Consider the following 14,675-nt stretch of genomic DNA (forward strand, 5'->3'; position numbering starts at 1 on the left):
AAAAGAGAAAGTCTTTTTTAATATTTTTCGGCAGGTTGTTTCCCAGCTTATATTGATCTGATTTTTACTAACATGCCGGGGCTTCTTGTCCACGACATGTTAGTTGATGGGAATCGGACGCTTCATCAGCATTGTATTATTTTGATTTCCAAGTGCCGTCTCTATTATTGTCATTAAAACCATGTATTTTATCATTATCAATAATTAATCCCTGGACACTTCCGTGATAAGACGTGTCATCCACATATTGAACATCGAGGCCAAGATCTTCAGGATTCGTTAAAAATATGGAATCCTTCTCAACTTGCAGTACATCCTCGTTAAATTCTAGAAACGTTCTAGGACTGTTCACCGACGCTTGGATTGGTTCATTGAATTTAATGGTTTTCACTAACTGTTGAGCAATCATTGATGTAATTTTTCTTCCACCAGCACTACCAATGCCTATTACAGGAGAATCGTCTTTCGTTAATATTGTTGGCGATGTGTAACTAAAAGGACGCTTGCCAGCCTCAGGAAGATTTGGCGAATCCTCTTTATTACTAAAGTTTTTCAATTGATTATTTAAGAAAAATCCATCCACATATTCCCCTGATCCAAATAAATCACTTAGTGTATTCGTTACGGAAACCATCATACCGTTTTTGTCTACTACTACAAAATGTGTCGTGTTCTCGTGATTCTCTATATCAGCATCTGATTCCAACTCTTTAAGATATTCTTCCGATAAATCAAGCCCTTGGAATTTTGATGCGAGATTTTGAATATGGTCTTCTGAAATCATTTCTTCTATTGGGACATCGGTATAGTTAGGGTCACCTACATTTTCTAAACGGTCACTATAACTTATCCGATTAATTAATCCCATTTTTAAAGAAAAAGCCAAAGGGTGGTCTTTGGTCTCTTCAATTTGTAATGACTCCGCCATTTCCAAAACCTGAATTAACATGACACCCCCCGATGGTGGGGGAGGAGCTAAAACATCATAATCGCCGAATTTCCCTTGTATAGGATCTTTTACTTCTGTTTTATATGTCTCCAAGTCTTTCTCTTCGATATCACTATCTTCTTCAGTAATCTCATTCGCAATATCGCCTTGATAGAAAGCATGGGGACCATTTTCTTGAATATCTTCTAACGTTTCTGCTAATTGTTCTTGTACTAAAACTTCTCCTTCTTGAATAGGCTCCCCATCTGGAAATAAATGATCTAAATCGGATAGACGATCATCATCGGCTTTCAATGCATTATGCAGCGTTTCTGTAACCGTAATACCATTTGCAGCAAAATGAATGGAAGGATCAATAAGCTGTTCCATATCCATTATTCCAAAATCTTCATGAACTCGGTACATTCCATTAATAAAACCTGGAACCCCTATGCCACTTGAAGATACATTATCATCTGGTGCGGTTTCACGATAATCATAAACTACTGGGTCTTGATTATTATTAGGATGAATTATCATCGTTCCACCACCACCAATTCCAGATCCATACGGTTCTGCTACACCTAAAACAAAGCTAATTGCGATAGCAGCATCAACAGCATTGCCACCTTGTTCAATTATTTTCATCCCAACTTCCGTTGCAATTGAACTGTCGGACGATACGCCGTAGGGACCGCTATCCTCTGAAGGTGAATCATTGAGCGTGAAATCACCATTATCCGTCGAGCCGTCTTCAATACCATTTCCTGAGTTTTTAACTCCCAAGACAATTAAAGATACCAATATAACCAAGCCAATAACAATGATGTAAAAACGTTTATTATATATGAAACGCTTCTTGTTGTTCATTTTTCAATTACACCAAAGATAATAAAAAAACGACCGTAGTGATGATTAACCCCATAACTGTATCCATGCTTGTTCTTTTCTTATGCATTTTAACTGTTTTTAATACCCACTCTTTGAACGTCAGTCTTGATTGTTGTTTCTTTTTTGGTTTTTCTAAAATAGCTTCCATTTAAATTCCTCCTAAATAAGATTTGTTAATACAACTGTTCCTAACGTAAATCCACTAAGCAATATTGTACTTCCAACTGTTGGTATGACTCCTTGTTTCTCAATCGTATTTGCAATTAATCCAGGAACAATAATCCCTATAGCAACCAATCCACCTACTGCTTCTGGAATTGCATATCCCGGTAGCCCAAAATCGAAAATTGTTTTCATGATGATTCCAATGATAATCATAGCTGTAAATTTTCTTCTTCCGTATAAAATCGTAAATTTGCCAATTACTTTCATAACAATTAAATAGGTCAAAAAAGCAATCATAAATGTAACAACAATACTCACTGGGGCGTTAACCATCATGGCAATATATCCCGGAACAATTAATCCAGCTGGAATAATTCCTGTCCTTTCTGTATAAAACAAACTAAGAATTACTCCGGCAGCTATAGCTAAATAAACATCTCCTGTATCAAATACAAACATTTTTTAATTCCTTTCTCTAAGCAGATTCTTTTACTATTTTCATTTGTTCAAGTCGATTTACTAATTCATCAGCCCCGCCATGGATATTTCCAATACCATAGATAGTCTTATCTGATAAGTATGGCTTAAGTACTCGTACAATTTCATCGGTGCTTGTCTTTTCTAAATCTAAAAGGTTCTTAACAGGAAATGTTCCTTTTTTATACTCCTCTACTATAAGTCCTGTGCTATCCCCCATTACAATTAGTGTCTCTGCCTCTATATTTGGTAAAACTTGTTTGATAAACTGTTCTGTACGATTTAAGCGGTCCGAACGGGTATTCATGATAACAACTGGCTCGTCTGTAGGATAACTCAATTGCTTGACACGCTCCCATATATTGAGAGTAGACATTGGATCGTTCGCACTGAATCCATTAACTAAAAAGCTTGGATTATCCATATCCCCAATTGGAATTATCTGCATAGCACCAGGATCTGGCCAAGCTTTTAGCATTCCTTTAAAAGCCGTATCATGATCAATATCAAGAACATCAGCCACAGCTAGAGCTAGTGCTGCATTTTCTGGGAAAACCATATACTCAAATTTTTTGAGAAAGTCTTCCGAGATAATAGATGTGTCACATACATGTACTTTCGTATTCCTTTGTTTTGCCATCTGTTTAAAGTGTGGCGCAAAGGGACTATCATTAATAATCAGATCCCCATTATGAGGGATTGCTTCAGAAAACGAATCTGCAACTTCTTGTAATGTTGGCCCTAATACGTCCATATGATCTTCTAGAACATTAACAATCAACCCAATATTCGCTTGTAGTATTTTTTCTTGGAATACTATTTGATAATCAGGCTTAACTGCCATACATTCACTTACTAAAGCATCAGCTTTTAAATCGGATGCTTTCGAAATAACTTTTCTTTGCTCACCTATGTTTGGACCTTCCAATCTTCTATTAATAGGAGCCTCTTGAGAGTCGAACCAGTATAACATCCTCGCATCCGTTCCTGTCGTTTTGCCAACGGTATGATAACCGGCTTCTTGTAAAACCCCTGTTATTAATCTAGTAACAGTAGATTTACCTCTAATTCCATTTACATTTATACGTACCGGTATACTTGCAACATTTTTATCATTAACCATCTTATCTTTAACTCCAAAGAAAATAGCTAAGGAAGCTAATAACAAAATGATTAGAAACTCTTCCAACATGTTTTCACCTCTATTATCATTTTTAAAATTGGTTACCTAGATCTTTTAATAAAAAACTCAAATAAGCACCTTTTGAAAACGCGTCATTTTCCAAAAATGACAAAACACTTACCGCTCTGTGCCTTCTAAACACGATCGAGATTGAAAATCTTTTGGAACTTTTTTCGTTTCAATGTAGGTACCTATCACTCCTTTTTTATTAATCTAATCGCTACTTCAGTGACTACGATATCTTGCACCTACACTATAACCGGCATTTAACGACAGGGAAATAGTAATTCTGACTCAATTTCCATTTATTTTCCAAATATAGTATTTTATATTTATTGGAAATTATTTATTTGGGTTACTTTTTGATCATAAAAATAATAGATTCTAACTATTTTTGCGCAGATATCGAATTATTCTGTTAATATAAACCGGATTTTTTCTTAATTTGACGGATGGTACGGAAGCCTCCCTTTCAAATAATTAGTCATGAGTAAACTCCTCGATTTTAATATAACTAAAACAGAAATTTAACATATAATTTACTTTGATTATTTTATAGAAAAGTTGCTTTGTTGATGATTGTATAAATTACTTGAATTAATTTTCTTATATATTTTAAAAGACTCTTTCCTAATTAATTTACTACTGAGGTTATCTTATAATTTTTTTTGCCACAGAAAAAATGTACCTACAGCTAATATTCCTACTAATTTCCATGAAGTAAATTTTCACACCGAGTTGGTCATTCAAAGCAAAAAAAACACTTTTCCTCTATAGGGAAAAGTGTTTTTTTTAGAGATTTCCAACGGACTTAAACCGCTTTACTCCTTAACTAAAAAGTCACTTTAAACTCTTCTTCTCTATCTGCAGCAGACTATACCTTATGAAAAGTTGAATTTAAAACTCAACTTTTAAGTTACCTAACATTTTTGCAGTTTCCGGATCTTGGTAGGATAAAAATAGACTTTCTCCGGTATCAAGAGACTTAATTTGATTGATTTCATCTAAGTTTAACTTAACATCGAAAATGTCAAAGTTATCAACTATACGCTCATTATTCACCAATTTAGGTATAGAAACAATGTTTTGTTTCGATAGGCAACGTAGTATAACCTGCGCGATAGATTTGTTATGAGTTTTTGCAATAGATATTAATATTTTATTGCTGAACATATTATTAAGGCCTTCTGCGAACGCTAATCGTTCTAATTGTCAAGCCTGTAATGGAGTTTTCTCCCCTGCAATAAACACAAAAAAAACGCTCTATCCTATATAGGACAAGCGTTTACCTAAAGAGCTTCCAAGCGGACTTGAACCGCTGACCCCTTCCTTACCATGGAAGTGCTCTACCGAACTGAGCTATGGAAGCATATGGCTCCACAGGTAGGATTCGAACCTACGACCGATCGGTTAACAGCCGATTGCTCTACCACTGAGCTACTGTGGAATAAGTAGAATAATTGGATAACAAAAATCAGCCTGGCGGCGTCCTACTCTTGCAGGGGCAAAGCCCCAACTACCATCGGCGCTGAAGAGCTTAACTTCTGTGTTCGGCATGGGAACAGGTGTGACCTCTTCGCTATCGCTACCAGACTAATTGGTCTGTTGTTATTTAGGATTGTACCCTAAAAACTAAATAAGAGTAACGTGACATCATTCTAAGAACTTAGATAAGTCCTCGATCAATTAGTATCCGTCAGCTGCACGTGTCACCACGCTTCCACCTCGGACCTATCAACCTCATCGTCTCTGAGGGATCTTACTCACTCGAAGTGATGGGAAGTTTCATCTTGAGGGGGGCTTCATGCTTAGATGCTTTCAGCACTTATCCTTTCCACACGTAGCTACCCAGCCATGCTCCTGGCGGAACAACTGGTACACCAGCGGTGTGTCCATCCCGGTCCTCTCGTACTAAGGACAGCTCCTCTCAAACTTCCAACGCCCACGACGGATAGGGACCGAACTGTCTCACGACGTTCTGAACCCAGCTCGCGTACCGCTTTAATGGGCGAACAGCCCAACCCTTGGGACCGACTACAGCCCCAGGATGCGATGAGCCGACATCGAGGTGCCAAACCTCCCCGTCGATGTGAACTCTTGGGGGAGATAAGCCTGTTATCCCCGGGGTAGCTTTTATCCGTTGAGCGATGGCCCTTCCATGCGGAACCACCGGATCACTAAGCCCGACTTTCGTCCCTGCTCGACTTGTAGGTCTCGCAGTCAAGCTCCCTTCTGCCTTTACACTCTACGAATGATTTCCAACCATTCTGAGGGAACCTTTGGGCGCCTCCGTTACTCTTTGGGAGGCGACCGCCCCAGTCAAACTGCCCGCCTGACACTGTCTCCGAACCGGATCACGGTCCTGGGTTAGAATGTTCATACAGCGAGGGTGGTATCCCACGGGTGCCTCCACGTAAGCTAGCGCTCACGCTTCAAAGGCTCCCACCTATCCTGTACAAGCTGCACAAACATTCAATATCAGGCTACAGTAAAGCTCCACGGGGTCTTTCCGTCCTGTCGCGGGTAATGCGCATCTTCACGCATAGTATAATTTCACCGGGTCTCTCGTTGAGACAGTGCCCAAGTCGTTGCACCTTTCGTGCGGGTCGGAACTTACCCGACAAGGAATTTCGCTACCTTAGGACCGTTATAGTTACGGCCGCCGTTTACTGGGGCTTCGGTTCAAAGCTTCGCTCCGAAGAGCTAACTCGTCCCCTTAACCTTCCAGCACCGGGCAGGTGTCAGCCCCTATACTTCGCCTTTCGGCTTCGCAGAGACCTGTGTTTTTGCTAAACAGTCGCTTGGGCCTATTCACTGCGGCTCCTCCTATGAAGGAGCACCCCTTCTCCCGAAGTTACGGGGTCATTTTGCCGAGTTCCTTAACGAGAGTTCTCCCGCTCACCTTAGGATTCTCTCCTCGCCTACCTGTGTCGGTTTGCGGTACGGGCACCTATGATCTAACTAGAGGCTTTTCTTGGCAGTGTGAAATCCGGAACTTCGGTACTCAATTTCCCTCCCCATCACAGCTTGAAATTGCCAGACGGATTTGCCTATCTGACTTTCTCACTGCTTGGGCGCACACGTCCATCGGTGCGCATTCCTTATCCTACTGCGTCCCCCCATCGCTCAAACAATCATGAGGTGGTACAGGAATATCTACCTGTTGTCCATCGCCTACGCCTGTCGGCCTCGGCTTAGGTCCCGACTAACCCTGAGAGGACGAGCCTTCCTCAGGAAACCTTAGGCATTCGGTGAAAGAGATTCTCACTCTTTTTTCGCTACTCATACCGGCATTCTCACTTCTAAGCGCTCCACCAGTCCTCACGGTCTGACTTCACAGCACTTAGAACGCTCTCCTACCATTGTTCGTAAGAACAATCCGCAGCTTCGGTGATACGTTTAGCCCCGGTACATTTTCGGCGCAGAGTCACTCGACCAGTGAGCTATTACGCACTCTTTAAATGGTGGCTGCTTCTAAGCCAACATCCTGGTTGTCTGGGCAACTCCACATCCTTTTCCACTTAACGTATACTTTGGGACCTTAGCTGGCGGTCTGGGCTGTTTCCCTTTCGACTATGAACCTTATCACCCATAGTCTGACTCCCAAGTTTAAGTAACTGGCATTCGGAGTTTGACTGAATTCGGTAACCCGGTAGGGGCCCCTAGTCCAATCAGTGCTCTACCTCCAGTACTCATCATCTTGAGGCTAGCCCTAAAGCTATTTCGGAGAGAACCAGCTATCTCCGTGTTCGATTGGCATTTCACCCCTACCCACACCTCATCCCCGCATTTTTCAACATACGTGGGTTCGGGCCTCCAGTCAGTGTTACCTGACCTTCACCCTGGACATGGGTAGATCACACGGTTTCGGGTCTACGACCACATACTATATTCGCCCTATTCAGACTCGCTTTCGCTGCGGCTCCGTGTCTTCCACTTAACCTTGCATGAGATCGTAACTCGCCGGTCCATTCTACAAAAGGTACGCCGTCACCCATTAACGGGCTTCGACTACTTGTAGGCACACGGTTTCAGGTTCTATTTCACTCCCCTTCCGGGGTGCTTTTCACCTTTCCCTCACGGTACTGGTTCACTATCGGTCACTAGGGAGTATTTAGCCTTGGGAGATGGTCCTCCCGGATTCCGACGGAATTCCACGTGTTCCGCCGTACTCAGGATACACTCCGGAGGAAATTCTTTTTCAATTACAGGGCTGTTACCTTCTTCGGCTGACCTTTCCAGATCGATTCATTTAAAGAATTTCTTTGTAACTCCAAAGGAGTGTCCTACAACCCCAGAAAGCAAGCTTTCTGGTTTGGGCTCTTTCCGTTTCGCTCGCCGCTACTCAGGAAATCGAGGTTTCTTTCTCTTCCTCCAGGTACTGAGATGTTTCAGTTCCCCGGGTCTGCTCCCTATACCCTATGTATTGAGGTATAGGTACTGCTCCATTACGAACAGTGGGTTTCCCCATTCGGAAATCCCCGGATCAAAGTTTACTTACAACTCCCCGAGGCATATCGGTGTTAGTCCCGTCCTTCTTCAGCTCCTAGTGCCAAGGCATCCACCGTGCGCCCTTATTCACTTAACTAAGTTATTTCAGTAAATAAGCGTGCTAATTTAATAGCCTTGTTTCAAAAAAACATTAAATAGATTCAGCTTCTAATTTAATAGTTGCTTCATCTTTTTGTTTGATGTCGTTGTTACTCTTATTTAGTTTTCAAGGTACAAAAATGGAGCCTAGCGGGATCGAACCGCTGACCTCCTGCGTGCAAGGCAGGCGCTCTCCCAGCTGAGCTAAGGCCCCATATATCTATTGTGTTAGATGGTGGGCCTGAGTGGACTCGAACCACCGACCTCACGCTTATCAGGCGTGCGCTCTAACCAGCTGAGCTACAGGCCCATCTCAATTATAAATTTAAAGAGAATTGCTCTCTCAAAACTGAACCAAACAACCAAGTACGATTCCGTAATAATCTAGCTTCAGCTCCTAGCAACTAGCGAACTTCCTTTACCTTCGTACGATAAATCAACATCGATTCACTATCGTTCATCGTGTTTCCTTTATCTCCTACGGCTCAGTCCAGTTCGTACGTTGCTGAACAGTCGCTTCAGCCTTTTTAATATATCCTTAGAAAGGAGGTGATCCAGCCGCACCTTCCGATACGGCTACCTTGTTACGACTTCACCCCAATCATTAGTCCCACCTTCGGCGGCTGGCTCCAAAAGGTTACCTCACCGACTTCGGGTGTTACCAACTCTCGTGGTGTGACGGGCGGTGTGTACAAGGCCCGGGAACGTATTCACCGCGGCATGCTGATCCGCGATTACTAGCGATTCCGGCTTCATGTAGGCGAGTTGCAGCCTACAATCCGAACTGAGAATGGTTTTGTGGGATTTGCTTGACCTCACGGGTTCGCTTCCCTTTGTTCCATCCATTGTAGCACGTGTGTAGCCCAGGTCATAAGGGGCATGATGATTTGACGTCATCCCCACCTTCCTCCGGTTTGTCACCGGCAGTCACCTTAGAGTGCCCAACTAAATGCTGGCAACTAAGATCAAGGGTTGCGCTCGTTGCGGGACTTAACCCAACATCTCACGACACGAGCTGACGACAACCATGCACCACCTGTCACTCTGTCCCCGAAGGGAAAACTCTATCTCTAGAGTGTTCAGAGGATGTCAAGACCTGGTAAGGTTCTTCGCGTTGCTTCGAATTAAACCACATGCTCCACCGCTTGTGCGGGCCCCCGTCAATTCTTTTGAGTTTCAGCCTTGCGGCCGTACTCCCCAGGCGGAGTGCTTAATGCGTTAACTTCAGCACTAAGGGGCGGAAACCCCCTAACACCTAGCACTCATCGTTTACGGCGTGGACTACCAGGGTATCTAATCCTGTTCGCTCCCCACGCTTTCGCTCCTCAGCGTCAGTTACAGACCAGAGAGTCGCCTTCGCCACTGGTGTTCCTCCACATCTCTACGCATTTCACCGCTACACGTGGAATTCCACTCTCCTCTTCTGCACTCAAGTCCTCCAGTTTCCAATGCACGTTTACGGTTGAGCCGTAAGATTTCACATCAGACTTAAAGAACCGCCTGCGAGCGCTTTACGCCCAATAATTCCGGACAACGCTTGCCACCTACGTATTACCGCGGCTGCTGGCACGTAGTTAGCCGTGGCTTTCTGGTTAGGTACCGTCAAGGTGCCATCAGTTACTATGGCACTTGTTCTTCCCTAACAACAGAGTTTTACGATCCGAAAACCTTCATCACTCACGCGGCGTTGCTCCGTCAGACTTTCGTCCATTGCGGAAGATTCCCTACTGCTGCCTCCCGTAGGAGTCTGGGCCGTGTCTCAGTCCCAGTGTGGCCGATCACCCTCTCAGGTCGGCTACGCATCGTCGCCTTGGTAAGCCGTTACCTTACCAACTAGCTAATGCGCCGCAGGCCCATCTGTAAGTGACAGCAAAAGCCGCCTTTCAACTTCTCATCAGGAGATGAAAAGTGTTATCCGGTATTAGCTCGCGTTTCCACGAGTTATCCCAGTCTTACAGGCAGGTTGCCTACGTGTTACTCACCCGTCCGCCGCTCATTCCATTATCGTCACCTCCGAAAAGGATCAGATAACTTCCTGCGCTCGACTTGCATGTATTAGGCACGCCGCCAGCGTTCGTCCTGAGCCAAGATCAAACTCTCCATAAAAGTTGTGTTTCTTGTGCTTCAGAAGTCAACTTCTGACTTCATTTCTTTTTAAGAAAAACGAGGTGTTTTTCTTCTTTCGTACTGGTTGTTTTGTTCAGTTTTCAAAGAGCAATTTCAGTGTTTGTCGTTTTTTGCGACAAGATACAATTTATCACGTTATCCATTTGATGTCAACACTTTTTTAAATCTTTTTTTAAAATGTTTGTTCAAGGTGACTTGCAAAATGTTTCATCAAGCGACAACAAAAATTAATATACCATAATCCTTTTTATTCAGCAATAGTTTTTAAAGAAAAAAATAAAATTCGATAAAAAACCTTTTGTAGTAATAACATCGATCACCACAAAAGGTACCGAATTAAATATTCCCTTTTCTTTTAGGGATATACTTCATACACTCCTGCTCACTTGCTACTCTGCGGAGTAATTGAAATAATAATCGATATCGTTCTCGCATTGCGCTTTTCACCATTTGATCAATCCGAGTATCATCTAAATCTAATAAGATTTCTTCAAGCTCACGCTTTATTAAATACTCCATTTCCTTCTGTTCCATCTCATTTACTAATAATCCAATCATGCGATCACCTCATATATCACCAAATAATTCCGTTAAATGAATTCATATATTGCTATTAATATATTTCATTAAGTCTTTTTCTGTTCCAATGACTTAAGTATTACAAGTATTCGCAAAAACAAATGAATTTTGTCGGTCGAGTTGTATATCCTATACTATTCCCCAAACACCCTATATTTCATCCATTATTTTCTTAAAGAGATTTCGACAAAACAGGCTTGTACATAATTTATTAGTGTAATGCATAGATATGATTAAAGGTATATGTAGAGGAGGAGAACGAATGGATCATTTCTATTCCTTTCGTCTAAGAGGAAAAAGAACTGCATGGATAATCGCATTAGCATTTATCGTCGCTCTTATAGCATGGACACAAAAAGATGCAGTACTCTCCGTATTTAACGGCGAAGAACCTGTAGCTTTATCAAAAGGTAATGCTGACGAACCCGATATCGCAATTACATTTAATATTAGTTGGGGTGAAGAGAGGGTAAAAGAAATTTTAAAGCAATTAGAAAATGAAGATGTACAAGCAACGTTCTTCATTAGTGGTGAGTGGGCAGAACGTCATCCAGACCTACTACAAGCTATTTCGGATGGAGAACATGAAATTGGAATGCTTGGTTATCGATACAAAAGTTATCTAGATCAAGAGATAGATCAAGTAAGAAAAGATCTATTGTATGCACAAGAAGCGTTTGAAAAGTTAGGATATGAAAACGTTAATTTATTGCGCACGCCTCATGGTCATTTTAACGAAGAAGTTATTGAACTTGCTGAAGATCTCGGTTTCCATGTAGTTCATTGGAATGTAAATCCAAATGACTGGGAAAACCCAGGTACAGATGTAATTGTGGACTACATCATGAAAGAGACTGATAATGGAGATATTGTTCTATTGCATGCATCAGATAGTGCAAAACAAACTGCTGGTGCATTAGAAACCATTCTCCCAGGCTTAAAAAACAAAGGCTATGAACCGGTAACCATTTCAGAAATCATTAATCAAGCAAAAGCAAATACTGAAATCGTTGACTAAAAAAGATCTCTTTCCAAAAAGGAAAGAGATCTTTTACATTACTTTTTCTTCTTTTTTTCATTCTCTTTCTTTTTAGCCTGCCCATTACTTTCTTGAACCTGTGGCTTCTTCTCTTGAAAATTTAATCGATGTAAATTCAAAATTTGGTATGTATTCGACACAAGTAATGGAACAACCATAAGCCATGCATAATCTGTTCCATCTACCATTAATCCCGGCACCCATTCAACGGTCGTAAATACCACCATAAAGAATAGCGCTGGAACAAATGCTTTTTTATTTGTTTCTTTGGCTTTAATCTTAGCAACTATCCAACCAATTAATAATATCGCTGCTGCTAATAAGATAAACCAAAACAGCGCCACATTATCTGCTGATTGATAAGGAAAATAAATAATGTCAAAAAGTACAAAAACGATTAGACCTACTTGTACCGTCGGCCAATACCCTTTGAATAAACTTAATCCCATCCGATGAACAAATAAATACGCAAAAAATCCAGTTAAACTAATGGTTGCAAACGTTAACCCTAATCCTAAAAAGAATACGATAAGTCCTAGAATTTCCATCCCATCAAACGGTTGCAAATAGTTTAAATATTGCTCTGGTTTAACAAAGAAGCTTGCAATTAATCCGGCCAGTCCACCTAGCCAAAATGTTTTCCATAAAAAACTTACAAGGATTCGTGTATTCAAACTTTTTCACTCCTATTGCACATACTGTCAGTTCCCCCAATATTTTACCATGATACGACATTTATTTCTCTTGTGTATGTGCATATTTTAATTATTTATCATACATATTAAGTATATAGAAAGGAGGACTAAAAATGGTACGACGACATCTATGTACTGTACTCCTTAGCTTATCCTTCTTTATATTCTTAGCCGCTTGTGGTGGTGGTGAAAACAGTCAAAGCGAAAGCGAATATGATTCAACCAAAAAAATGGTTGTTGATATACTTCAAACTGAAGATGGTAAAAAAGCGCTCCGCGAAATTATGCATGATGAAGAACTTAAAAACTTATTAGTTATGGAATCAGACAGCGTAAAAAATGCTGTTAATGAAGCTCTTACCTCAGAAGAAAGCAAAAAATCATGGGAAAAGATGTTCGAAGATCCAGAGTTCGTTAAGACATATGCGCAAACCATATCTGATGAACAAAAAAATTTAATGAAAGATCTCATGAACGACAGTCAATTCCAAAAACAAATGATTGAACTGTTAAACAATCCTGAAGTTACTGAGCAAATGCTATCTGTTGTAAAAAGCCAACAATTTCGAGCTCATTTAGAAGAAACGATTCAGGAGACCTTACAATCCCCTATTTTCCAAGCCAAAATTGAAGAAATTTTACTCAAGGCTGCGGAAGAACAAAGCAAATCAAGTGGTTCTTCAAATGAATCCGGTCAAGAAGGCGGATCTGGAGAGTCTCAGTCTGGTTCCAATAGCGAGTCTGGCGGCGGTGGTTAACCATAATCGGCTGGATATGTATGAGAATAGGGTGCCCGCCATCAATCAGGACACCCTAATTCTTTACCCCGCATGTAACGGGAAGTAAAACATCACTGTTTCGCTTTATTCTTCCATCTTGGCAATTACTTTAGCTGCTATCTTATGATATTCTTTTCCAATTGGGTGATCTTCTTGGTACACAGAAGGCGCAAAAACATCTTCTTCCTCATAAGGTTGTTGTAGAGGGAGCTGTCCTAATACTTTTGTTTTTAGTACATCAGCAAGTTTTTTGCCTCCGCCTTTACCGAATACATATTCTTTCTCTCCGGTTGTTTTACTTTCAAAGTAAGCCATATTCTCAACCACGCCAAGAATTTCATGGTCTGTTTTTATTGCCATTTGGCCAGCGCGTGCCGCTACGAAAGCAGCAGTTGGATGCGGTGTCGTTACAATTACTTCCTTACAAGTTGGTAATAGCTCATGTACATCCATGGCGATATCACCTGTACCTGGTGGTAAGTCTAATAATAGATAATCTAATTCTCCCCACTCTACTTCAGAGAAGAAACTATTTATCATTTTACCAAGCATTGGGCCGCGCCAAATAATCGGTGAGTTATCTTCTACAAAGAAGCCCATGGAAATTACCTTAACTCCAAAACGTTCTACCGGAATTATTTTTTCTCCTCGTACAACAGGTCTTTTCTCTACACCCATCATATCTGGAACACTAAATCCATAAATATCAGCATCAATAATTCCAACTTTTTTCCCTAAACGCATTAATGATACTGCTAAGTTTACGGTAACCGTAGACTTACCTACGCCACCTTTACCACTCGCAACTGCGATAAATTTTGTATTTGAATTACCACCCATGAGAGAAGCTTCTTTCGCTTTCTCTGCCGCGGGTTGATATTTTTGAATAACTTCATCTGGAAGTGCTTCAAAACGAAGCCCTACTGTATTTGCCCCATCACGTTTTAAGATACCAACGATTTCTTGTTGTAATTCCATTTGCTCTGCTGTATTCGTCTTGGAAATACCGATTTTCACGCTGACATGTTTTTTGTCTTCCTTAATCGTAACAGACTTAACTCCCCCAGTTTCTTCCAATGTTATATGTAAAAAAGGATCTTTTACTGAGCTTAATAGCTCTACAACCCTCTCTTTAGTTAGCATTGAACATCACCATCCCTTGTGTTTGTATCCACCTGCTAGTATAACACAAAACACAAAAAATCTAAGTAATATGCTATTT

General features: G+C 41.1%; 10 protein-coding genes, 4 tRNA genes and 3 rRNA genes. 2 read left to right on the plus strand and 15 right to left on the minus strand.

Annotated elements, in window-relative coordinates; genetic code table 11:
• Nucleotides 1–136: 136 nt before the first annotated feature.
• From ABC346_RS02675 to ABC346_RS02735, 13 genes are all read right to left on the minus strand, one after another.
• The gene (locus ABC346_RS02675; protein ID WP_413233432.1) at nt 137–1,798 is read right to left on the minus strand and encodes a gamma-glutamyltransferase family protein; all 1,662 of its coding nucleotides are present in this window, start codon (nt 1,796–1,798) and stop codon (nt 137–139) included.
• A gap of 7 nt (nt 1,799–1,805) precedes the next feature.
• Nucleotides 1,806–1,967, minus strand: coding sequence for a hypothetical protein (locus tag ABC346_RS02680; RefSeq protein WP_413233433.1), 162 nt, complete (start codon nt 1,965–1,967; stop codon nt 1,806–1,808).
• An 11-nt stretch (nt 1,968–1,978) separates the two neighbouring features.
• Nucleotides 1,979–2,443, minus strand: coding sequence for a poly-gamma-glutamate biosynthesis protein PgsC (gene pgsC, locus ABC346_RS02685; RefSeq protein WP_413233434.1), 465 nt, complete (start codon nt 2,441–2,443; stop codon nt 1,979–1,981).
• Nucleotides 2,444–2,459: 16 nt separating this feature from the next.
• The gene (pgsB, locus tag ABC346_RS02690; protein WP_413233435.1) at nt 2,460–3,653 is read right to left on the minus strand and encodes a poly-gamma-glutamate synthase PgsB; all 1,194 of its coding nucleotides are present in this window, start codon (nt 3,651–3,653) and stop codon (nt 2,460–2,462) included.
• Between the two features lie 888 nt (nt 3,654–4,541).
• Nucleotides 4,542–4,817 (minus strand): aldo/keto reductase, encoded by a 276-nt coding sequence (locus ABC346_RS02695; RefSeq protein ID WP_413233436.1) that lies wholly within the window; start codon nt 4,815–4,817, stop codon nt 4,542–4,544.
• A gap of 122 nt (nt 4,818–4,939) precedes the next feature.
• Nucleotides 4,940–5,013 (minus strand) — tRNA-Thr (locus tag ABC346_RS02700).
• A gap of 3 nt (nt 5,014–5,016) precedes the next feature.
• A tRNA-Asn gene (locus ABC346_RS02705) sits at nt 5,017–5,091 on the minus strand.
• A gap of 30 nt (nt 5,092–5,121) precedes the next feature.
• Nucleotides 5,122–5,237: ribosomal RNA gene (gene rrf / locus ABC346_RS02710) — 5S ribosomal RNA — on the minus strand.
• Between the two features lie 73 nt (nt 5,238–5,310).
• Nucleotides 5,311–8,232 (minus strand): 23S ribosomal RNA (locus ABC346_RS02715).
• 143 nt (nt 8,233–8,375) lie between these two features.
• Nucleotides 8,376–8,448 (minus strand) — tRNA-Ala (locus ABC346_RS02720).
• A 19-nt stretch (nt 8,449–8,467) separates the two neighbouring features.
• Nucleotides 8,468–8,544: transfer RNA gene (locus tag ABC346_RS02725), tRNA-Ile, on the minus strand.
• A gap of 232 nt (nt 8,545–8,776) precedes the next feature.
• Nucleotides 8,777–10,340: ribosomal RNA gene (locus ABC346_RS02730) — 16S ribosomal RNA — on the minus strand.
• Together the 16S, 23S and 5S rRNA genes with 4 tRNA genes alongside form the textbook arrangement of a ribosomal RNA operon.
• A 357-nt stretch (nt 10,341–10,697) precedes the next feature.
• The gene (locus tag ABC346_RS02735; protein WP_413233437.1) at nt 10,698–10,919 is read right to left on the minus strand and encodes a hypothetical protein; all 222 of its coding nucleotides are present in this window, start codon (nt 10,917–10,919) and stop codon (nt 10,698–10,700) included.
• 283 nt (nt 10,920–11,202) lie between these two features.
• On the opposite strand from ABC346_RS02735, the gene pdaB reads away from it, so the two are divergent.
• Nucleotides 11,203–11,958, plus strand: coding sequence for a polysaccharide deacetylase family sporulation protein PdaB (pdaB, locus tag ABC346_RS02740; protein WP_413233438.1), 756 nt, complete (start codon nt 11,203–11,205; stop codon nt 11,956–11,958).
• Nucleotides 11,959–11,996: 38 nt separating this feature from the next.
• On the opposite strand, the gene ABC346_RS02745 is transcribed toward pdaB, so the two are convergent.
• The gene (locus ABC346_RS02745; protein WP_413233439.1) at nt 11,997–12,653 is read right to left on the minus strand and encodes a KinB-signaling pathway activation protein; all 657 of its coding nucleotides are present in this window, start codon (nt 12,651–12,653) and stop codon (nt 11,997–11,999) included.
• A 134-nt stretch (nt 12,654–12,787) separates the two neighbouring features.
• Here ABC346_RS02745 and gerD point away from each other — a divergent pair, with 134 nt between their 5' ends.
• On the plus strand, nt 12,788–13,432 hold the full coding sequence (gene gerD / locus ABC346_RS02750) for a spore germination lipoprotein GerD (protein ID WP_413233440.1): 645 nt from the start codon (nt 12,788–12,790) through the stop codon (nt 13,430–13,432).
• 105 nt (nt 13,433–13,537) lie between these two features.
• Here the strand turns inward: gerD and ABC346_RS02755 are convergent, their stop codons facing one another.
• Complete coding sequence (locus tag ABC346_RS02755; RefSeq protein WP_413233441.1) at nt 13,538–14,596, minus strand: Mrp/NBP35 family ATP-binding protein; 1,059 nt, start codon at nt 14,594–14,596, stop codon at nt 13,538–13,540.
• Nucleotides 14,597–14,675: the final 79 nt, after the last annotated feature.

The sequence above is a fragment of the Oceanobacillus phoenicis genome, from assembly GCF_047238145.1.
In the GTDB taxonomy this organism is placed as follows: domain Bacteria; phylum Bacillota; class Bacilli; order Bacillales; family Amphibacillaceae; genus Oceanobacillus.

Excerpts from the sequence above, each read along its gene's own strand:
- ABC346_RS02675 (WP_413233432.1), bottom strand. The coding sequence starts at position 1,798 with ATGAACAACAAGAAGCGTTTCATATATAATAAACGTTTTTACATCATT.
- ABC346_RS02680 (WP_413233433.1), bottom strand. The coding sequence starts at position 1,967 with ATGGAAGCTATTTTAGAAAAACCAAAAAAGAAACAACAATCAAGACTG.
- pgsC (WP_413233434.1), bottom strand. The coding sequence starts at position 2,443 with ATGTTTGTATTTGATACAGGAGATGTTTATTTAGCTATAGCTGCCGGA.
- pgsB (WP_413233435.1), bottom strand. The coding sequence starts at position 3,653 with ATGTTGGAAGAGTTTCTAATCATTTTGTTATTAGCTTCCTTAGCTATT.
- ABC346_RS02695 (WP_413233436.1), bottom strand. The coding sequence starts at position 4,817 with ATGTTCAGCAATAAAATATTAATATCTATTGCAAAAACTCATAACAAA.
- ABC346_RS02735 (WP_413233437.1), bottom strand. The coding sequence starts at position 10,919 with ATGATTGGATTATTAGTAAATGAGATGGAACAGAAGGAAATGGAGTAT.
- pdaB (WP_413233438.1), top strand. The coding sequence starts at position 11,203 with ATGGATCATTTCTATTCCTTTCGTCTAAGAGGAAAAAGAACTGCATGG.
- gerD (WP_413233440.1), top strand. The coding sequence starts at position 12,788 with ATGGTACGACGACATCTATGTACTGTACTCCTTAGCTTATCCTTCTTT.
- ABC346_RS02755 (WP_413233441.1), bottom strand. The coding sequence starts at position 14,596 with ATGCTAACTAAAGAGAGGGTTGTAGAGCTATTAAGCTCAGTAAAAGAT.